The following is a 17,423-nucleotide window of genomic DNA, read 5'->3' on the forward strand; positions in this document are numbered from 1 at the left end:
GATGAAGGCGGTCCGGTTCCACGAGTACGGCGGGATCGACGTGCTGCGGGTCGAGGAGGTGCCGCGCCCGGAGCCGGGTCCGGCCCAGCTGCTCGTCGAGGTCCGCGCGGCCGGCATCCAGCCGGGCGAGGCGCACATCCGGTCCGGCGCGCTGCACGCGCGGTGGCCGGCGACGTTCCCCTCCGGGCAGGGCAGCGACCTGGCCGGGGTGGTGGTCGCGCTGGGGCCGGAGGCGCGCGGGTTCGCCGTCGGCGACGAGGTGCTCGGGTTCACCCATCGGCGGGCCAGCCACGCGCAGTACGTCGCGGTCGACGACGTGCACGTGGTGCACCGTCCGGACGGGCTGTCCTGGGATGTCGCCGGCTCGTTGTACGTGGCCGGCAGCACCGCGTACGCCACCGTGTTCGCGACCGATCCGGCGCCGTCGGACACGGTCGTGGTGTCCGGCGCGGCCGGCGGGGTCGGCTCGCTGGCGGTGCAGCTGGCACGGCGTCGCGGGGCGACGGTGATCGGGCTTGCCAGTACGCCCAACCACGCCTGGCTGGCCAGGCACGGCGTGGTGCCGGTCGCCTACGGGGACGGGGTCGCCGACCGGATCCGGGATGCGGCCGGGGGCCGCGTCGACGCGTTCATCGACACGATCGGCGACGGTTACGTCGACCTGGCGGTGTCCCTGGGAGTGCGGCCGGAGCGCATCGACACGATCCGCGACTGGGCGGCCGCGGCGCGGGTCGGCGCCCGTACCTACGGGGAGGGTTCGGCGGCCTCCGCGGTGGTGCTCGGCGAGCTGGCCCGGCTGGCCGCCCGCGGCGAACTGGAGGTGCCGATCGCGCACAGCTTCCCGCTGGCGGCGGTCCGCGAGGCGTTCGCCGAGCTGGCGCAGGGCCACACCCACGGCAAGATCGTCCTGCATCCCTGATGCGCCGCTACCCGGCGCGCCCGTCGTGCAGGTGCGCGAGGTGGCCGTAGGCGCCCTCGGGCGGCGCGGCCACCAGTTCCATCACCCGGGCGGTGGCCGCGACGACGGCCTCGGACCGGGTCTGGGCATCGTGGGTCACCTTGTCGGTCCAGATCTCGGTGACCCAGATGGTGTCGGGGTCGTCGAGCGCGGTGTTGATGCTGCACCACTCCAGGCCGGGGGTGTCGAGCCGCAGCAGGTCCGCCAGTCGCGCGACGAGCTCGTCGCGCTGGCCGGTCTTCGCGGTCATCTTCCCGTACACGCTGAATCTACTGTCCGCCGTCATGGCGACTCCCTTCGAGCTGGCCATCATCGTCTCGCAATGAGACATCAATGTCTTACAACGAGACCTCGTTGTCAACATGCCGGTACGATGCGGCCATGAGCAAGGGTGAAGCCCTGCGGGACCGCACCGCAGCCGCGATCGTCGACAGCGCCGCGGTGAGCCTGGCCGAGCGGGGCCGGATCGTGAGCATGAACGAGGTCGCGCGCGCCGCCGGGGTCAGCCGCGCCACGCTCTACCGGTACTTCCCGAACCGCGAGGCGCTGCTGCACGCGATGGCCACCACCGGCGTCGAGGAACTCGCCGCGCGGGTGGCGGACGCGGATCTGCAGGGACTTCCCGTCGATCAGGCCATCGCCCGGCTGGTACGCGGGTTCATCGCCGTCGGCAGCAAGTACGTCGCGCTGTCCGCCGCCGGCGAGGCACGAACCGACGACCATCCCGACGTCGACGCCCTGCTGACCGAACCGGTACGGGACCTGTTCCGGCGCGGAATCGCCGACGGCGCACTGCGCCCGGGCCTCTCCCCCGAGCTGCTGACCGAACTGCTCAGCGGCCTGGTCAAGGCCGCGCTCGGGATGGTCGCCGGCGGCCAGCTCGGCGCCGAGGAGGCCGCCGCGGGCGTGGTCGCGGTGTTCCTCGACGGGGCCCGCGCCGGTGGGCGGCTACCGGACCGGCCCGGCCGATCATCGCGGGCGCGGTAGCGGGCGGGCCGTACCGTCAGGCGAGCGCGAGCAGGGTGATGCCGGTGAGCACGACGATCGCGCCGGCGACCCGGCGCAGCGGCTGCGCCTCGGCGAACAGCCACCAGGCCAGCAGCGAACCGACCACGATGGACGACTCGCGGGTCGGTGCGACGACGGTCACCGGCAGTCGCTGCATCGCGACCAGTACCAGAATGTAGGCGGCCGGCGACAGCACCGCGACGATCGCGATCTCGCGCCAGTGCCGGGTGATCGCCGGCCGGATCGCGTCCCGGCGCCGCAGCGCGGCCGGGGTCAGCAGCGCGGCCTGCAGCGTCACCGCGAACGCGAAGTACACGATCGGGGCGGTGTGCCAGTCGGTGACAGCGTGGTCGTCCCACAGGGTGTACGCGGCGATCGTCGCGCCGGTGGCGGCGCCGTACCCGAGGCCGTTGGCGAGCGGGCCGCCACCGGGCGCGCGTGTGAGCGTGGTGACCACGGTGATCCCGGCCAGGACCAGGGCGCCGCCGGCCAGCGCCGGCAGTCCGGGCCGCTCCCCCAGCACCGCGACCGCGACGACCATCGTCAGCAGCGGCCCGACGCCGCGGGCGACCGGGTAGACCACGGTCAGCGCGGCGCGCCGGTAGCCGGCCTGCAACACCAGCGCGTAGGCGATGTGGATCAGCGCGGAGACCAGCGGCCCGGCCAGCAGCCGCCACGACCAGCCGGCCGGGTCGCGGATCGCGACCACCAGACCGATCGGCAGGCACAGCACCGCCCCGCCGAGCATGTAGCACCAGACGAACACGTTGCCATCGCCGTGGTACCGCTTGGCCGCCAGGTTCCAGATCGCGTGCAGCACCGCGGCAGCGAGCACGAGCCCGATCGCCGGCGACATCAGCGCGTTCCGCGACCGCGGTCCGGACGCGCGGCGGGTGGCGTCACGCCGTACCGTCGGGCAGTTCGATGCCGAGGCGCTCGGCCCGGCGGGTCCGGTCCATGTCGGCGCGGGCGACGGCGGCGTGCAGCAGATCGACGACGGCGAGGTGGGCCAGCCGGCTGCTGGAGGCGGCGAGTTGCCGGCCCAGGTTCTCGCCGCCGGCGATCAGCGTGACGTGCGCGGCGCGGGCCAGCGGCGAGGAGGTGAAGCTGGTGATCGCGACGACGCTGGCGCCGGCGGACGCGGCCGCCTCGACGATGTCCATCGTCTGCGGCGTCACGCCCGAGTAGCTGACCGCGACCAGCACGTCGTCGGCGGTCAGCAGCCGGGCCACCACCATCGCCGACAGGTGGTCGGCGGAGGCCTGCGCGAGCAGCCCGATCGAGGTGAACCGGAACGCGGCGTCGAGGGCGACCGACGCGGAGGTACCGGAGCCGGCGACGAGGATGCGGCCGGCGCGGTCGAGCAGGGTCACCGCGCGGTCCAGGTCGGCCGTGTCGAGGGTGCCGCGGATGGCGGCGATGCTCGCCGCATGGCTGGACAGGATCGCCTCCTGCAGCTCGGCGGTGGTGGCCGCGTCGGACAGCTGCCGCGGTGGCATGAAGATGCTGACGCCGCCGGAGGCGCGGGCGAGCGCGAGCTTGAACTCGCTGAAGCCGTCGTAGCCGACCGCGCGGGCGGCGCGCACCACGGTGGCCGGTGAGACGCCGGCGCGCTCGGCGGCCTCGGCGGTGGTGGCCGACACCAGGAACGTCGGCTCGTCGAGCGCGAGCCGGATCACCGCGGCGTCGCTTGGCCGCAGCCCGGGCAGCCGGGCCTGCAGTGCGGCGCGCAGTCCGGCCAGGTCGAACGGGAACGAGGAACTCACGTTTCCAACCTACCTGATTGTTGGAAACCCAGTTTCCGGCGGCCTCGGCAACCCCTTTCGTCCGACGCCCAGATCTCGACACAAACCTTCCAACGGTGTACGAAGGGGTCAGGTCGGATGTCGGGAGGCGATGATGACGTACCGGATCCGCGCCACCACGCTGGCGCTGGCGCTGCTGGCCGCCACACTGGTGCTGGCCCGGCCGGCCGCCGCCGGCCAGGCGCCGGTCTCCACCACGATCGGCTCCTCGCCGGTCGACATCGTGTTCAACGATCCGGTCGATCACGGCGGCCAGGACACCGCCCAGCTGCAGAAGATGATCGCGCTGATCGACGGCGCACCGGCCGGCTCCAGCATCCACATCGCGCTCTACAGCATCAGCGCGAACATCGTGTACGACGCGATCGCCGACGCGGTCGACCGCGGGGTGCACGTGTACGCGGTGCACAACGGGGAGGACCAGAAGTCCACCGACGACTCCCCCGCCGCGCTGGCGAACCTGCTCGGCGCCGACCACCACTGGTGCGACCACGGCAGCGCGTCCCTCGCGTACGGCGGGGGCTGCCTGTCGACCAGTTCCACCGGGCTGATGCACGCCAAGTACATGCTGTTCTCGCAGACGGCGGACGCGTCGGGCACCCAGCACCAGTGGGTCACCTGGTTCGGCTCGCCGAACATGACCTACGCGTCCGGCGCGAACGAGTTCAACGACTCCTTCACCGTCTACGGCGACCAGCAGCTCTACGACGGCTTCTACCAGCAGCTGTGGCAACCGATGTGGGCCGAACGGTCCTACCCGAACGACGACTTCTACGTCGCGTCCGCGCCGCGCGGCTACTTCGGCTCGGCCGCCTCGCACGTGCAGGTGTACGCGTCGCCCGAGCAGACCACCGACCTGGTCGTCAACCGGCTCAACTACGTCGACGCCGACGACAGCTGCCGGGTGCGGGTGATGGAGGCGTCGATCACCAACGGCCGGATGGCGGTGGTGAACAAGCTCGTCTCGCTGCACCAGCAGGGCTGCCACACCTGGGTCGACGTCGGCTCGATCGCCAGCCAGCCGCTGTCGGCGCTCAAGGCCGCCGGCATCCCGGTGCACACCTCACCGGTGCACGACAAGACGATCCTCGTCTACGGCCGGTACGCGGGCTCCACCGGCGACCGGACGCTGGTGTTCACCGGCTCGCACAACCTGACCTACTCGGCGCTGCACTACAACGACGAGATCCTGGTCAAGGTGGAGGACAGCCAGGCGATGTACGACGCGTTCTTCGCCCACTTCAACGACGCCTACAACACCGGCAGCAGCCTCTGACCGGCCCCGGTGGGGGTCTTTCCGGTATCGCCGTCGGCGGGCCGCCGTGGCCGCTAGCGTCGGGGACGACCGCGAACACGGGGGTGGCTGATGGCGACGACGCTGATCACCGGGGCGAACGTGTGGGACGGGATCGCCGAGACGGCGAACCCGCGGCAGGTGCTGGTCGTCGACGACCGGATCGACCGGATCGACGAGACGATCGACCCGCCCCCCGGCGCCGAGGTGCTGGACCTGCCCGGGCGCACCGTCACGCCCGGCTTCATCGACTGCCACACGCACGTCACGCTGGCGCCGAACATCCAGGAGCTGGCCTTCCTGTCCAGCCCGGCCAAGACGCTGCGTGCGCTGCCGGTGCTGAAGGCGTTGCTGGACAACGGGTTCACCACCATCCGCGACCTCGGCTGCGGCGACGTCGACCATCCGACGGTGGACCTGCGCAACGCCGTCGCGGCCGGCCTCGTCCCCGGGCCGCGGATGCTGGTGGCGCCGCACATCCTGTCCGCCCGCGGTGGCCACGGCGACTTCAGCGGCCTGCTCGCCGACCAGTACCAGTCCGCCGGGCGCGGGATGGAGTTCGCGACCGCCGACGGCCCGGACGAGATCCGCACCCTGGTGCGGCAGGAGATCCGGGCCGGCGCCGACTGGATCAAGTTCGCCGCCACCGGCGGGTTCAGCTCCCCGTCCGACGACCCGAACCACACCACCTACAGCCAGCAGGAGATGGACGTCCTCGTCGCCACCGCGACCGACCTGGACGTGCCGGTCACCCCGCACTGTTTCGGTGACGAGGCCGCCCGCCGGGCGGTCCGGGCCGGGGTGCGCAGCATCGACCACGGCAACCTGATCTCCGCCGACGGGCTGGCGATGATCGAGGACGCCGGCGTCTTCCTGGTACCCACCCAGTACGTGGTGCTGTCGGATCTGCGCAACCTCGACAACGACGAGCACTGGCAGGGCCGGCCGCCGTACAAGCGGGCCAAGTTCGTGAAGTACCGCGCGCAGTTGGAGGCCGCCGCCGAGCACCTGGCGGGCAGCGACGTCAAGGTCGCCTTCGGTACCGACGCCGGGATGTTCCCGCACCGGGACAACTGGCGGGAGTTCGGCGCGATGGTCTCGACCGGGATCAGCCCGCTGCGCGCGCTGCGCGCCGCCACCAGCGTCGCCGCCGAGATGCTGCGGCTCGACGAGGTCGGTGTGCTCGCCGCCGGCAAGCTCGCCGATCTGGTCGCGATGCCCGGCGACCCGTTCACCGACATCCAGGTCACCGGCCGGGTCGACTTCGTCATGCGCTCCGGCGTCGTGCACAAGCGCCCCACCGCCGCCTGACCGGCGAGCGCCTCGCACGCCCCGCGGTACCCGGCCGGCCGTCGACGCCACCGGGCCACGCTGCCGTCCCGGCGACCGTGCAGGTCAGGGCTGGGGCAGTACGACGGTGGGTGGCGCGGTGCCGAGGCCGGTCAGGTAGGCGTCGGTCTCGGTGACGGCGAGGGTCCCGGCGCCCGCGGCGGTCACGGTCGCGGTCAACGACCAGCGGAAGTCGGTGCGCTCGTCGCCCGACAGGTACGTCGGGACCACCACCGGTACGTCCGCGCCGGCCACCGCCGCCCCGGTACGCGGGGCGTAGCAGGCCAGCCGCAGCCGCGCGGTGTGGTGCCCGGTGGCCGACCGCAGCATGACACAGACGTCGTCGCCGTCCACGTACACCGGCGGCCCGGTGATCTCCTCGCCGGCCGGCACCGGACGCCGCCACAGCTGCCGGTCCGTGCTCGGATCCGTGGCGTAGACGCCGTGCTGGTCGCTGCCGAACAGCAACCCGCCGCCAGCGCTGCCGTCGCGCCAGTGCCGCAGGGTGCGCAGTCGCCGGCCGGAGTCGGCGGACCACACCGTGGCGTCCAGGTCGACCAGGGTGGTGTCGTCGACCGGGAGCACCCAGTCGGCCAGTCCTGCGCCGCTGTGCCGCCAGGCGACACGGCCGGAGTTCAGCCGGTATCCGGTGACCCGCTCGTGGCAGGAGCCGGCGCCGTGCGACTCGGTGCCCGCGGCGACGACGCGGGCCGCCGGGGCCTCCCACCTGGTCACGAACGCGCACCCGGCGCCGGGGTGCGCCTGCCACCGCACCGCGCCGTCCGCCCGCGCCACCGCGACCAGCGCCTGCTCCGCCGCCACCAGCAGCGTGCCGCCGGCCGCCGGTGCCAGCCGGGGCGCCCGCTGCGGATCCAGCCGCCGGTGCCATCGGGGCCGCGCGGTCCTGCTGTCGAGCCGTACCAGCAGCCCGTCGTCCCACAGCACGTACGTACTGGTCCTCGTCACCGTGTCCGCCGCGACGCCGTGCCCCGGACGCCGGTAGCTCCAGTAGAGCGAGCCGGTGTGCAGATCGATCGCGGCGATGCCGTTGTCGAGGGTGCGGGTGCCACCGGCGGACCGAACCCGGTTACCCGCACCGATCACCGCCAGCCCGTCGACCAGCCGCACCGGCCCGGCGAAGCTGCCCAGCTCCGCCCTGGTACCGGCGGTACCGGGATAGCTGCCGTACGGCCCGGTCACCCGCTCGCCGTAGTGGTCGGCGAGAAGCCTCCAGGCGCCCACCGCACCGCCCAGCAACGCCACCACGACCACGGCCACGAGCACCGCATGTCCGCGTGTCATCCGCACCCTGGCGCCCAATCCGCAGCCTCCCGTTCGACCTCGCGGCGGATGGTATCCGGCCGGCTTCCGGGTCGCGGCGAAGCCCGCGTTCCGGGGCGACGGCCGCATCGAGGCCGGCCGCATCGGGGCCGGCCGCTTCGCCGGGCGGCGCAGCCCACCCAGCGGGCGAGCCGGGTGGCGCCGGTCGCCGGTCGCCGGCGACCAGGATGCATGGAATCCCGCCGGAACGGGCAGTACCGCGGGGAGAGGCAGCTACCGCTTCGGGCGGGTGCGCGATGGCCGCCCGGGCACCGGGGAGGCTCGACGATGACGATCTCGTACCGGACCAGGTTCGGCGGCGTTGCCTGCGCGGCGGCCGGCTGCGCGGCGTTGCTCGGGTTGGCCGGCTGCTCGGGCGGCGGTTCGCCGTCGCCCGGTGGGCAGCACACGGCGGCACCGACACCGAGCACGACCACGCCGGCGGCCAGCACGTCGAGCGCGGCGAGCCCCGGCCCGGCACCGACGGGTACCGGCCGGTCCGCAGCCTCGGGCGGCGACGGTTCGGGCGGCAACGGCGCGCACGGCGTCGCCACCTGCACCACCAGCCAGTTGCGGGTGGCGACCGGCCAGCGCAACGGGGCGATGGGCGCCACGCAGGTGCAGCTGGTGTTCACCAACCGGGGCGGCCGGACGTGCGTCGAGGCGGGCTATCCGGGTGTCTCGTTCGTGACCGGCGACCAGGGTGACCAGGTCGGCAGCCCGGCCCGGCGGCAGGGCGGCGGCTACTCGAGCGTCACGCTGCGGCCCGGCGGTACGGCGCATGCCACGTTCCGCTACCCGCAGGTGGGCAACCTCCCCAGCGGCAGCTGCAAGCCGACCACGGTGCGGGGGCTGCGGGTGTACCCGCCGGATCAGAAGGCCGCCGTGTACGTGCCGCTCGCGGTGCGGGCCTGCACCGCCCGCGGCGTCGGCGTCGGCGAGATCACCGCGATGCGCACCGGCACCGGTACGGTGCGCTGACCGGCGCCGGCACGACCTCCGACCGGCCGGGACAGGTGTCCGTCGTCTCGGCCAGTCGGGTTGACGGTGCCGGTTCCGCGTGCTGTACTCGACGTGTTCCACGGTTTTTGTGGTCGTTTTCTTGAGGGCGCTCGCAAAGATTGACAGCGGGCGCGGTCTCTTTTCCGGATTTTCTCCGTGAGCCGTGTGCGTTGCGCGGTGTATGTATCGATGCTGCACCGTACGACAATATCGAAGGAGACACATGGCTCAGGGCACCGTGAAGTGGTTCAATGCCGACAAGGGTTTCGGGTTCATCAGCCCGGACGACGGCGGCGAGGACCTCTTCGTTCATTTCTCCGCCATTCAGGGTTCCGGTTACCGGAGCCTGGACGAGGCGGCCCGGGTCGAGTTCGACGTCGAACCCGGCAACCGCGGACCGCAGGCCGTGCGAGTCTCGGCCATCTGAATCGCGCCGAAAGGGGCGCCCATTCTCCGGGCGCCCCTTTCGTGTATCGACCTGCCGGAGCACCGCCGGCCGACGGTTCCGGTGCCCGGCCCCGACACGATCAGGGAGCGGCTATCTCCATCACAGGTATCGGCACGGCCGACGCGTCGCAGCAGCGCCCGCGGAAGGCCGCCGAGTTCACCGGTTCTTATCAGGCGGTCGCACGGGTGGTGCGCGAGCTGGGGCTGCTACGGCGCGCGCGCTGGTTCTACGCGCTGGTGTTCGCGGTGCTGTGCTTGGTGGTCGCGGGCGCCGGGGTCGGCTTCGCGCTGCTCGGCGACACCTGGTGGCAGCTGCTGATCGCCGGGGTGCTCGGCGTGGCGTGCACCCAGTTCGCGTTCCTCGCGCACGAGGCATCGCACCGCCAGATCTTCTCCTCCGGGCCGGCCAACGACCGGGCCGGGCGCCTGCTCGGTACCCTACTGGTCGGTATCAGCTACTCGTGGTGGATGGGCAAACACACCCGCCATCACGGAAATCCGAACCGGGTCGACAAGGATCCCGACATCGCGCCGGGCGTCATCTCTTTCCGACCCGAGGACGCCGCTACCAAACGCGGCTTTCTTGCCTTGCTCAACCGGCGCCAGGGATACGCGTTCTTTCCACTGCTGACGCTGGAGGGGCTGAACCTGCACGTCAGTTCGCTGCGGTTTCTGTTCGGCCGCGGCAAGATCACCGGCCGGTGGACCGAAATCGGTTTGATCGCCGCCCATCTCGCGCTGATCGCGGTGCCTGCCTTCGTATTCCTTTCGCCCGGTGTCGCCGCCGCGTTCTGCGGCGTGCAACTTGCCGTTTTCGGCGTTTACATGGGCGCCACCTTCGCACCCAACCACAAGGGTATGCCGGTGGTCGGCAAGGACGAGAAACTCGACTTCTTCACCAAACAGGTCCGAACCTCGCGCAACATCCGCGGGCGCTTCTGGGCGAGCGCGCTGATGGGCGGGCTCAACTACCAGATCGAGCACCACCTGTTCCCGAGCATGCCGCGCCCGCACCTGGCCCGCGCCCGCACCATCGTGCGCGAGTACTGCCAGAGCCGGAACATCCCGTACACCGAGACGTCCCTGCCGCGCTCGTACGCGATCGTCGTCGGCTACCTCAACCAGGTCGGCCTGGCCGCCCGCGACCCGTTCGAGTGCCCGATGCTCGCCATGCGCCGCTGATCGTGCGATCCGCCGCTGATCGTGCGACGCGGCGAGCCCGGGCAGCTCGCGGCGGTCAGTTCCGGTCGGCCGGGCGGCGGATGCCGTCGATGGCGTAGTCCCAGACACCGCCGTCGATGGCCTCGCGGGCCAGATCGAGGTGCCCGGTGTGCGCGGCATTGTCGTTGAGCAGGTGCACCAGCACCCCGCGTACGGTGTCCTGCCGGTAGCCGCCCCAGGCGCCCTCCGGCCACCAGCCGGGCGCGTCGGTGCTGGCGGTCCGGGCGATCGCGGCACACCCGCGCGCCGTGTCCTCCCGCAGCCGGGCCACCAGCTGCGGGAACGGCAGGTCCGGGTCGTTGTCCCACCCGTCGTCGCCGCGGAACCGCATCGGGTTGCCGGCGATGACGTGGTGCAGCCAGAACCAGGTCGAGTCGTGTACGTGCCCGACCAGGCCGGCGATGGTCCAGCCGGACGGCGCCGCCGGGGTACGCACCTGGGCTTCGGTCAGGCCGGCGACCGAGCCGCAGATGCGTTCGGTGGCGCCCTGGATCCAGCCGAGCAGTTCGGTGGTGAACGGGTCGGGATCGCTTCGATGCTGTGTCATACCCGTAGGTCGAGGCTGGCGTGGCCCGCTTCGACATCACCGGTCGAGAGAATCTTCCCGATCGCCGGGCCGGCGCGCGCGATCGAGGTGGCGAGCCGGGCGATGTCGAGAACCCGGCAGCCGGCCCCGACATGATGGTGGAGGCGATGCGCCTCCGGCCAGACCAGACGGCGGCAAGGAGCAGTCATGAAGTACGTCATCCTGATCCACTCGAACCCGCAGCCCTGGGGCCACCCCACGGCGGACTACCTGCCCGAGCACCAGGCGCTGCCGGCCGCCGAACGCAACCGGCTGAACAAGGACTTCGAGGACGGATTCGCCCAGGTTGTCGAGCGGGGCGAGTTCGTACACGCCGAGGCGCTCGGCGCGCCGTCCACCTCCCGGCTGTTCCGCTGGCGCGACGGCGACCGGGTCGTTGCCGACGGGCCGTACGCGGAGGGCAAGGAGCACTTCGCCGGGTTCTTCCTGATCGACGTGGAGACCCAGGAACGCGCCGAGCAGATCGCCGGGCTGTTCTCCGGCCCCGGCGAGACCGTCGAGCTGCGCCCCGTGATGAGCGGCGGCCCGGAGGACTGAGCGCGATGGCCGGGGCGGGTTTCGAGGACGTGTGGCGGCGGGAGGCGCCGCACGTGCTCGCCGCGCTGTCCCGGCGGCACGGCACGTTCGCCGACTGCGAGGACGCGGTACAGCTGGCGCTGGTCGCCGCGGCCGAGCAGTGGCCACGCGACGGGGTACCGGCCAACCCGGCCGGCTGGCTGCTGCGGGTGGCGTCCCGGCGGCTGGTCGACCAGCTGCGCTCCGATGTGGCCCGCCGGGCGCGGGAGGAGAAGGCGGCCCGCCTCGACGCCGCGGCACCCGCCGAGATCCCGGCGGCCGGCGACGACATGCTCGACCTGCTCGTGCTGTGCGCGCACCCGGCGCTGACGCCCACCTCGCAACTGGCGCTGATGCTGCGCGCCGTCGCCGGGCTCACCACCGCCGAGATCGCAGCCGGCCTGTTCGTCCCGGAGTCGACGGTGGCGCAGCGCATCAGCCGGGCGAAGGCGACCCTGAAGCGGGCCGGCGCCCGGTTCGCACCCGCGTCGCCCACCGAGCTACCGGCCCGGTTGCTCGCCGTCCGGCACGCGATCTCGCTGCTGTACACGCGGGCGCACCTGGCGGCCGACGGCCCGCGCGCCACCGACCCGCTGCTGGCCGACACCGCCGTACGGCTGGCCCGGGCGCTGGTTCGCCGGGCACCGGCCGATCCGGAGAACGCCGGCCTGCTCGCGCTGCTGCTGCTCACCCACGCCCGCGGCCCGGCCCGGCTCGACCAGCAGGGCGACCTGGTGCCGCTGGAGCAGCAGGACCGCGGTCGCTGGCGGCAGGAGCTGATCACCGAGGGTGTCACCCTGCTGGAACGCACCCTGCCGGTCGGCTACGTCGGAGCCTTCCAACTGCGTGCCGCGATCGCCGCGGTACACGACGAGGCGCCCGACGTCGCCGCGACCGACTGGCCGCAGATCCTCGCCCTGTACCGGATGCTCGACCGGGTCGAGCCGTCCCCCGCCACGGCGCTCGGCCTCGCGGTGGCGACCGCGGAGGTCGACGGGCCGGCGGCCGGGCTCGCCCTGCTCGACGACCTGCCGTCGAGCGGCCACCGCGCGCACGCCGCGCGCGGGCACCTGCTGGCCCGCCTTGGCCGTACCGCCCAGGCGCGTGCCGAGTTCCGGCGCGCCGCGGAGCTGACTCGCAGCATCCCCGAACAGCGCTACCTCAACCGGCTCGCCGCCGGAGCGCCGGACTGACCGGCGCCGGCGCCGCCTCGCGCCAGTGCGGGCGGCGCCGGACACCGGCCGTACGGCGACGGGACCGGCACAGGACACGGGGCCGGAACAGGGCACCGGCCGTGCGGGGACGGGGCCGGGCCGGGACGGAGCCGGCGCAGGGGCCGGGCCGGAGCCGGCGCGGGTGCGGCTCCGGGCCGGGTGGTCACATGGGGCTGCCGCCGCGGAACCTGGTGTCGTACTTGGCCAGCTGCTCCTTGCCCCGGGACCGGACCTCGCCGATCGTCGCCGCGTCGTGCTCCGGCCGCCGCCACCGGCGCCACAGCCGCTGCCACCATGCCCGTACGCCCATCTCGCGCTCCTTCCCGTCACGAAGCAGGACACTGCCCCGTCACGGAGTAGGACACCGCGAGGACCGGCCGGGTTTACCTGGCTGGTGATCCGGATCGCGGCGCTGCGGCGCGGCCGACGCGTAAGGTGCCCCGGTGGGCTCTGGTGCTTTCGGTACGCGGCGGGCAGGGTTGCTGCTCGCGCTCGTCTCGGCGGTGGCGTTCGGTGGCTCCGGGCCGGTCGCGAAGCCGCTGATCGACGCCGGGATCGACCCGCTGCAGGTGGCGTTCCTGCGGGTCGCGGGCGCCGCGCTGGTGCTGCTTCCGCTCGCCGTGCGGCACCTCGGCGCGCTGCGCCACCCCACCCGGATCGTCTCGTACGGGCTGTTCGCCGTCGCCGGTGTCCAGGCCTGCTACTTCGCCGCGATCTCGCGCATCCCGGTCGGCGTCGCCCTGCTGGTCGAGTACTTCGCGCCGGTGCTGGTGCTCGCGTTCGTCCGGGTGGTGCTGCGCCGCCGAGTGTCTCGTGCCGCCTTGGTCGGCGTGGTGTTCGCCGTGGTCGGCCTGGCCAACGTGGTCGAGGTGTGGTCCGGCGCCCGGTTCGACCCGCTCGGGCTGGCGCTGGCGTTCGGCGCCGCCTGCTGCCAGGTCGTCTACTTCGTGCTGTCCGAGGGCGGTGGCGCCCGGCCGGTGTCCCCCACCGCGATGCTCGCCGTCGGCCTGCTCGTCGGCGCCGCCGCGCTCACCGTGCTCGCCCGGCCGTGGACGCTGCCCTGGCACCTGCTCGGCACCGCCGCACCGGTACGCGGCATCCCGGTGCCGGCCTGGCTGCTGGTGGCGTGGCTCGCCGTGGTCACCACCGTGGTCGCCTACCTGACCGGCATCGCCGCGGTACGGCGGCTGTCCGCCCCGGTCGGCAGCACGGTGGCGTGCCTGGAGGCGGTACTGGCCGCGCTGCTGGCCTGGCTGCTGCTGGGCCAGTCGATGACCGCGATCCAGGTCGCCGGCGGGCTGCTGGTGCTCGCCGGTGCCGCCATCGCCCAGCGCGCCACCCCGCCCGCGCCGGCCGCAGCGCCGGCTGGTACCTCCGACGAACTTCTCGCCCATCGCTGATTCCCCTGCTGCGCAAGGGAATCAGCGCAGCATGACAGCGGGTTGCGCCGGCCCGGAACCGGTCCGCGGCGTTAAAACATTGCGTCCGCCGGAATAGCAGTCGTATCGTCTTCGTTGAAAGCAACACCGGCAAGAAGCAACGCCAACCGATCCGAAACGGAGCCAGCCAGATGTTCGAGTGGTCGAAGCCCACGAACCCGCAGCGCCGCGCGCTGTGCGGTGGCTCGATCATGCCCTACCTGGGGATCATCGAACACGCCGGCACCGTCGAGGAGACGGGTAGGTGGGTGTAACAGACGCGATCCACGCGCCTCGCAGCCGCCCACCCGATCCGGGTAGGGCGGCTTTTTCGTTGCCGCACAACAGAATACGGGCGTAGCTCAACTGGATGAGCAGCGGTCTCCAACACCGCCGGTTGCAGGTTCGAGTCCTGCCGCCCGTGCGCGCCCCCAGCCACGGCTGGCGGGCACGACATTTGTCAACTCCACAGTGGATGGCATGGAACGGTCGGCCCCGACCGGGACTCTCGCTACGAGATCCTGCGGGGCCGGCCAATCTGGTGCGAGGGAGACGGGAACCCGCTTGCCCTGGAAGCAAGAGACACCGCGTTCGACTCGCGGGCACCAGACCAAGGGCTGTGACACAGCCCCGTGGCGGGTTCGGCTAGCGGTCAGGCCGCCGGATTCTCATTCCGGAAACAGGGGTTCGACTCCCCTACTCGCTGCCATGCGGTCGTGGTGAACTCGGCGGACACGCCGGTCTTCCAAACCGGAACAGTGGGTTCGATGCCCACCGGCCGCTCCGTTGCCCTGCTACCCCAACTGGAACGAGGGCGCCGGCTCAAACCCGGTGTGGTGAGGGTTCGACTCCCTCGCAGGGCACGCATGCCGCCGTAGCTCGTCGGGTCGAGCACCGTCCCGGTACGACGGAGGTAGCCAGTTCGAGTCTGGCCGGCGGCTTCACGCGGTTGTAGCTCAGAGGTAGAGCGCGACGTTGCCATCGTCGAGGTCGCGGGTTCGAATCCCGCCTGCCGCTCGCACATCACATCGACCACGGGCCAACAGGAAGGAGGTGCCCGGTGGACGCGGTACTGGTACTCAACGCGGACCTGGGGCCGCTGCACCGGGTGCCGATCCAACACGCGATCCGGATGCTGTGCCGCAAGGTCGCCGTCGTACACGAGGCGGTGCCCGACCAGCTGCTCGGCATCTACCCGCTGCCCAAGGTGGTGCGGCTGGTTCGCTACGTCGTCACGCGTTGGCGGTTCTCCGCCGGACCCGCCTGGTCCCGTCGCGGACTGATGGCCCGCGACGGCCACCGGTGCGGCTACTGCGGCGATCCGGCGAGCACCGTCGACCACATCCTGCCCCGCTCCCGCGGCGGCCGGAACACCTGGCGCAACACCGTGGCCGCCTGCGGCGGCTGCAACCAGCGCAAGGGTGACCGCACTCCCGAAGAGGCCGGCATGCGGCTGCGCGTCGTACCGCGCACCCCGGGCTGGGCGCAGGTCACCCGACGCTGAGTGCAGGGGTCGGTCCCTCCCGTACCGACACCTGCGGCCGGCGATCCGCCAACGCCCGTTCGAGGGCCCTGGCAGGTACGGGGGTCGCCGGCCCCGCTCCCCCGTCGTCTAGCCGGCAGGACACGGCGCTCTGAACGCCGAAGGCGTGGTTCGAATCCACGCGGGGGATCCCCGCCCTCGTAGCCCAACGGTAGAGGCCCGGTTTTGAGGAAACCGACAGTGCGCGTTCGAATCGCGCCGAGGGTACGCCGACGCAGCACGATGGCCGTGCAGCCGTTTCGTGAGCGGCCGGTCCAGGTTCGACTCCTGGCGTCGGCTCGGCCCCACCGGTGGCGGTACGCCGCTGGTAAGGGCGACGCGCAGGTGCGCAGCGCTGTCTTGCACACAGCGCCTGCTCGGTTCGATACCGAGGTCGTCCACCATGCCCGGGTAGCCCAACTGGCAGGAGGCACTTGGTTCAGGACCAGGACAGTGTGCGTTCGAATCGCACCCCGGGTACGCAGCAGCGTGCGCAGGTTCGATCCCTGCTCTCGCTGCACATCCTGCCGCAGCTCGCCCCGGTTCGAGCGTCGCTCTGATACAGCGAAGGTCGCTGGTTCGAATCCAGCCGGCAGGACCATGCCCCCGTAGCTCAGCGGATCAGAGTGCCTGGCTACGAACCAGGAGGTCGCGCGTTCGAATCGCGCCGGGGGTACGCATCGGGTTGTGGTGCAGCTTGGTCAGCACGCTGCTTTCGGGAAGCAGAGGCCGCCGGTTCGAATCCGGCCAACCCGACCATGGTGAGGCCACCCGATCGGCGACGGGCGCGGTCCCGAGAACCGTTGGAGCCGCTGGCTTTGTGGGTTCGACTCCCACCCTCACCGCCAGGCGCCGTTAGCTGAGTTGGTTTAGCACCGGACTCTTAATCCGAGGACGCAGGTTCGAGCCCTGCACGGCGCACGACGTCAGGCCGAGTACCTGACGGAGCACTGCGGATGTGGTGGAGTGGAACCACGCGGGAGTCATGATCCCGAGACGCCGTTCGAGTCGGACATCCGCAACCATGCCCACGCGCGTTCGGCTACCGGTCAGGCCACCGAGCTTTCACCTCGGAGGAACGGGTTCGACTCCCGTACGCGCGACCGTTCTGGAGTAGCTCAACGGGCAGAGCAGCCGGCTGTTAACCGGAAGACTGCAGGTTCGAACCCTGTCTCCAGAGCCAGTTCCATCCAGGCTCCCGGTACCACCGGGAGCCGCACGCCCGGGTAGCTCAGCGGCGAGAGCAGCTGCCTTACAAGCAGCGGAGCGGGGGTTCGAGTCCCTCCCCGGGCACTGTGCCAGCAGCTCGACTGGTCCGAGCACCGGAACGTGGCTCCGGCGGTTGCGGGTTCGAATCCCGTCTGGCACCCCGTGCGGCAGCGCCAACGCTGGAGGGTTGGGCCTGGCTGTAACCCAGGTGCTTCGGCCTAGGGGGTTCGAATCCCTCCTGCCGCACCATGCGCCCGTAGCTCAGCGGACAGAGCATCCGGCTCCGACCCGGAAGGTCGCTGGTTCGATCCCAGCCGGGCGCACGCAGTTTCCAGGCCCCGCGGGCGTTCCCGGTGGAGCGGCTCGCCTGCAAAGCGAGTGGACACGTCTCGGTTCGACTCCGAGCGGGGCCTCGATCCATGCCATCCACTGTGGACAGTTCGGCCGTACCTGCCGGTACGGCGCGGGATGGGCCGGAGCGTTTCGGTTACCACTGTTAATGGAGAGGCTGCGGGTTCGAGTCCCGCCGCCGGCG

The 17,423-nt window shown here is 72.0% G+C and carries 19 protein-coding genes and 22 tRNA genes; 34 read left to right on the forward strand and 7 right to left on the reverse strand.

The window, feature by feature from the left end:
* Window position 1 precedes the first annotated feature (1 nt).
* Window positions 2-919, forward strand: coding sequence for an NADP-dependent oxidoreductase (locus Athai_RS22270; RefSeq protein ID WP_203963294.1), 918 nt, complete (start codon window positions 2-4; stop codon window positions 917-919).
* 7 nt (window positions 920-926) lie between these two features.
* Here the strand turns inward: Athai_RS22270 and Athai_RS22275 are convergent, their stop codons facing one another.
* Window positions 927-1,244, reverse strand: coding sequence for a putative quinol monooxygenase (locus tag Athai_RS22275; RefSeq protein WP_203963295.1), 318 nt, complete (start codon window positions 1,242-1,244; stop codon window positions 927-929).
* Window positions 1,245-1,339: 95 nt separating this feature from the next.
* On the opposite strand from Athai_RS22275, the gene Athai_RS22280 reads away from it, so the two are divergent.
* A complete protein-coding gene (locus tag Athai_RS22280; protein WP_239157101.1) occupies window positions 1,340-1,945 on the forward strand; it encodes a TetR/AcrR family transcriptional regulator in 606 nt (201 codons plus the stop codon).
* A 16-nt stretch (window positions 1,946-1,961) separates the two neighbouring features.
* On the opposite strand, the gene Athai_RS22285 is transcribed toward Athai_RS22280, so the two are convergent.
* Complete coding sequence (locus Athai_RS22285; RefSeq protein WP_203963297.1) at window positions 1,962-2,822, reverse strand: DMT family transporter; 861 nt, start codon at window positions 2,820-2,822, stop codon at window positions 1,962-1,964.
* Window positions 2,823-2,865: 43 nt separating this feature from the next.
* Complete coding sequence (locus Athai_RS22290; RefSeq protein WP_203963298.1) at window positions 2,866-3,732, reverse strand: MurR/RpiR family transcriptional regulator; 867 nt, start codon at window positions 3,730-3,732, stop codon at window positions 2,866-2,868.
* Between the two features lie 133 nt (window positions 3,733-3,865).
* Between Athai_RS22290 and Athai_RS22295 the strand changes: the two genes are divergently transcribed.
* Both Athai_RS22295 and Athai_RS22300 read left to right on the forward strand, forming a co-directional pair.
* Window positions 3,866-5,047, forward strand: a complete 1,182-nt coding sequence (locus Athai_RS22295; protein ID WP_203963299.1) for a phospholipase D-like domain-containing protein — start codon at window positions 3,866-3,868, stop codon at window positions 5,045-5,047.
* Between the two features lie 90 nt (window positions 5,048-5,137).
* Complete coding sequence (locus tag Athai_RS22300; RefSeq protein WP_203963300.1) at window positions 5,138-6,376, forward strand: metal-dependent hydrolase family protein; 1,239 nt, start codon at window positions 5,138-5,140, stop codon at window positions 6,374-6,376.
* A gap of 84 nt (window positions 6,377-6,460) precedes the next feature.
* On the opposite strand, the gene Athai_RS22305 is transcribed toward Athai_RS22300, so the two are convergent.
* A complete protein-coding gene (locus Athai_RS22305; protein WP_203963301.1) occupies window positions 6,461-7,696 on the reverse strand; it encodes an outer membrane protein assembly factor BamB family protein in 1,236 nt (411 codons plus the stop codon).
* A gap of 306 nt (window positions 7,697-8,002) precedes the next feature.
* Between Athai_RS22305 and Athai_RS22310 the strand changes: the two genes are divergently transcribed.
* From Athai_RS22310 to Athai_RS22320, 3 genes are all read left to right on the forward strand, one after another.
* Window positions 8,003-8,695 (forward strand): DUF4232 domain-containing protein, encoded by a 693-nt coding sequence (locus tag Athai_RS22310; protein WP_203963302.1) that lies wholly within the window; start codon window positions 8,003-8,005, stop codon window positions 8,693-8,695.
* A gap of 244 nt (window positions 8,696-8,939) precedes the next feature.
* A complete protein-coding gene (locus tag Athai_RS22315) occupies window positions 8,940-9,143 on the forward strand; it encodes a cold-shock protein (RefSeq protein ID WP_203963303.1) in 204 nt (67 codons plus the stop codon).
* 41 nt (window positions 9,144-9,184) lie between these two features.
* A complete protein-coding gene (locus tag Athai_RS22320; RefSeq protein ID WP_203963304.1) occupies window positions 9,185-10,345 on the forward strand; it encodes a fatty acid desaturase family protein in 1,161 nt (386 codons plus the stop codon).
* Window positions 10,346-10,400: 55 nt separating this feature from the next.
* Here Athai_RS22320 and Athai_RS22325 read toward each other — a convergent pair whose 3' ends face one another.
* Window positions 10,401-10,931, reverse strand: a complete 531-nt coding sequence (locus Athai_RS22325; RefSeq protein ID WP_203963305.1) for a mycothiol transferase — start codon at window positions 10,929-10,931, stop codon at window positions 10,401-10,403.
* Window positions 10,928-11,131 carry a hypothetical protein gene (locus Athai_RS22330; protein WP_203963306.1) on the reverse strand — a complete coding sequence of 68 codons (204 nt, stop codon included), beginning with the start codon at window positions 11,129-11,131 and terminating at the stop codon, window positions 10,928-10,930. The genes Athai_RS22325 and Athai_RS22330 overlap by 4 nt, the downstream gene beginning before the upstream one ends.
* Between Athai_RS22330 and Athai_RS22335 the strand changes: the two genes are divergently transcribed.
* Window positions 11,118-11,507: a YciI family protein gene (locus tag Athai_RS22335; RefSeq protein ID WP_203963307.1), complete on the forward strand. Its 390-nt coding sequence runs from the start codon at window positions 11,118-11,120 to the stop codon at window positions 11,505-11,507. The two genes, Athai_RS22330 and Athai_RS22335, sit on opposite strands and share 14 nt — an antisense overlap.
* A gap of 5 nt (window positions 11,508-11,512) precedes the next feature.
* Window positions 11,513-12,718 carry an RNA polymerase sigma factor gene (locus tag Athai_RS22340; protein WP_203963308.1) on the forward strand — a complete coding sequence of 402 codons (1,206 nt, stop codon included), beginning with the start codon at window positions 11,513-11,515 and terminating at the stop codon, window positions 12,716-12,718.
* Between the two features lie 184 nt (window positions 12,719-12,902).
* Here the strand turns inward: Athai_RS22340 and Athai_RS22345 are convergent, their stop codons facing one another.
* Entirely contained in the window at window positions 12,903-13,049 is a 147-nt protein-coding gene (locus Athai_RS22345) for a hypothetical protein (RefSeq protein ID WP_203963309.1), read from the reverse strand.
* A 133-nt stretch (window positions 13,050-13,182) separates the two neighbouring features.
* Between Athai_RS22345 and Athai_RS22350 the strand changes: the two genes are divergently transcribed.
* The 25 genes from Athai_RS22350 to Athai_RS22465 all read left to right on the forward strand — a co-directional run bounded on the left by Athai_RS22350 (window position 13,183) and on the right by Athai_RS22465 (window position 17,301).
* Complete coding sequence (locus Athai_RS22350) at window positions 13,183-14,139, forward strand: EamA family transporter (RefSeq protein ID WP_203963310.1); 957 nt, start codon at window positions 13,183-13,185, stop codon at window positions 14,137-14,139.
* 170 nt (window positions 14,140-14,309) lie between these two features.
* Window positions 14,310-14,432 carry a hypothetical protein gene (locus Athai_RS34865; RefSeq protein ID WP_275422526.1) on the forward strand — a complete coding sequence of 41 codons (123 nt, stop codon included), beginning with the start codon at window positions 14,310-14,312 and terminating at the stop codon, window positions 14,430-14,432.
* A 76-nt stretch (window positions 14,433-14,508) separates the two neighbouring features.
* Window positions 14,509-14,581: transfer RNA gene (locus Athai_RS22355), tRNA-Trp, on the forward strand.
* 210 nt (window positions 14,582-14,791) lie between these two features.
* Window positions 14,792-14,866 (forward strand) — tRNA-Glu (locus Athai_RS22360).
* Window position 14,867: 1 nt separating this feature from the next.
* Window positions 14,868-14,940, forward strand: a tRNA-Gly gene (locus Athai_RS22365).
* Window positions 14,941-14,945: 5 nt separating this feature from the next.
* A tRNA-Leu gene (locus Athai_RS22370) sits at window positions 14,946-15,020 on the forward strand.
* Between the two features lie 5 nt (window positions 15,021-15,025).
* Window positions 15,026-15,098 (forward strand) — tRNA-Thr (locus Athai_RS22375).
* 4 nt (window positions 15,099-15,102) lie between these two features.
* Window positions 15,103-15,174: transfer RNA gene (locus Athai_RS22380), tRNA-Gly, on the forward strand.
* Between the two features lie 43 nt (window positions 15,175-15,217).
* Window positions 15,218-15,661: an HNH endonuclease gene (locus Athai_RS22385; protein WP_203963311.1), complete on the forward strand. Its 444-nt coding sequence runs from the start codon at window positions 15,218-15,220 to the stop codon at window positions 15,659-15,661.
* Window positions 15,662-15,758: 97 nt separating this feature from the next.
* Window positions 15,759-15,830 (forward strand) — tRNA-Gln (locus Athai_RS22390).
* Window positions 15,831-15,834: 4 nt separating this feature from the next.
* A tRNA-Leu gene (locus Athai_RS22395) sits at window positions 15,835-15,907 on the forward strand.
* A gap of 1 nt (window position 15,908) precedes the next feature.
* Window positions 15,909-15,979, forward strand: a tRNA-Thr gene (locus Athai_RS22400).
* A gap of 105 nt (window positions 15,980-16,084) precedes the next feature.
* Window positions 16,085-16,159 (forward strand) — tRNA-Leu (locus Athai_RS22405).
* 43 nt (window positions 16,160-16,202) lie between these two features.
* Window positions 16,203-16,280, forward strand: a tRNA-Ile gene (locus tag Athai_RS22410).
* Between the two features lies 1 nt (window position 16,281).
* Window positions 16,282-16,355, forward strand: a tRNA-Arg gene (locus Athai_RS22415).
* A 5-nt stretch (window positions 16,356-16,360) separates the two neighbouring features.
* Window positions 16,361-16,438 (forward strand) — tRNA-Pro (locus Athai_RS22420).
* A gap of 1 nt (window position 16,439) precedes the next feature.
* Window positions 16,440-16,527: transfer RNA gene (locus Athai_RS22425), tRNA-Ser, on the forward strand.
* Window position 16,528: 1 nt separating this feature from the next.
* Window positions 16,529-16,600, forward strand: a tRNA-Lys gene (locus Athai_RS22430).
* A 110-nt stretch (window positions 16,601-16,710) separates the two neighbouring features.
* Window positions 16,711-16,782 (forward strand) — tRNA-Glu (locus Athai_RS22435).
* Window positions 16,783-16,786: 4 nt separating this feature from the next.
* Window positions 16,787-16,862 (forward strand) — tRNA-Asn (locus Athai_RS22440).
* A 37-nt stretch (window positions 16,863-16,899) separates the two neighbouring features.
* Window positions 16,900-16,972: transfer RNA gene (locus Athai_RS22445), tRNA-Val, on the forward strand.
* A 2-nt stretch (window positions 16,973-16,974) separates the two neighbouring features.
* A tRNA-His gene (locus tag Athai_RS22450) sits at window positions 16,975-17,048 on the forward strand.
* 4 nt (window positions 17,049-17,052) lie between these two features.
* Window positions 17,053-17,137: transfer RNA gene (locus tag Athai_RS22455), tRNA-Tyr, on the forward strand.
* 1 nt (window position 17,138) lies between these two features.
* Window positions 17,139-17,211: transfer RNA gene (locus Athai_RS22460), tRNA-Arg, on the forward strand.
* An 11-nt stretch (window positions 17,212-17,222) separates the two neighbouring features.
* A tRNA-Cys gene (locus Athai_RS22465) sits at window positions 17,223-17,301 on the forward strand.
* The last annotated feature ends 122 nt before the right edge of the window (window positions 17,302-17,423 follow it).

Source organism: Actinocatenispora thailandica (genome assembly GCF_016865425.1).
Taxonomy (GTDB): Bacteria; Actinomycetota; Actinomycetes; order Mycobacteriales; family Micromonosporaceae; genus Actinocatenispora; species Actinocatenispora thailandica.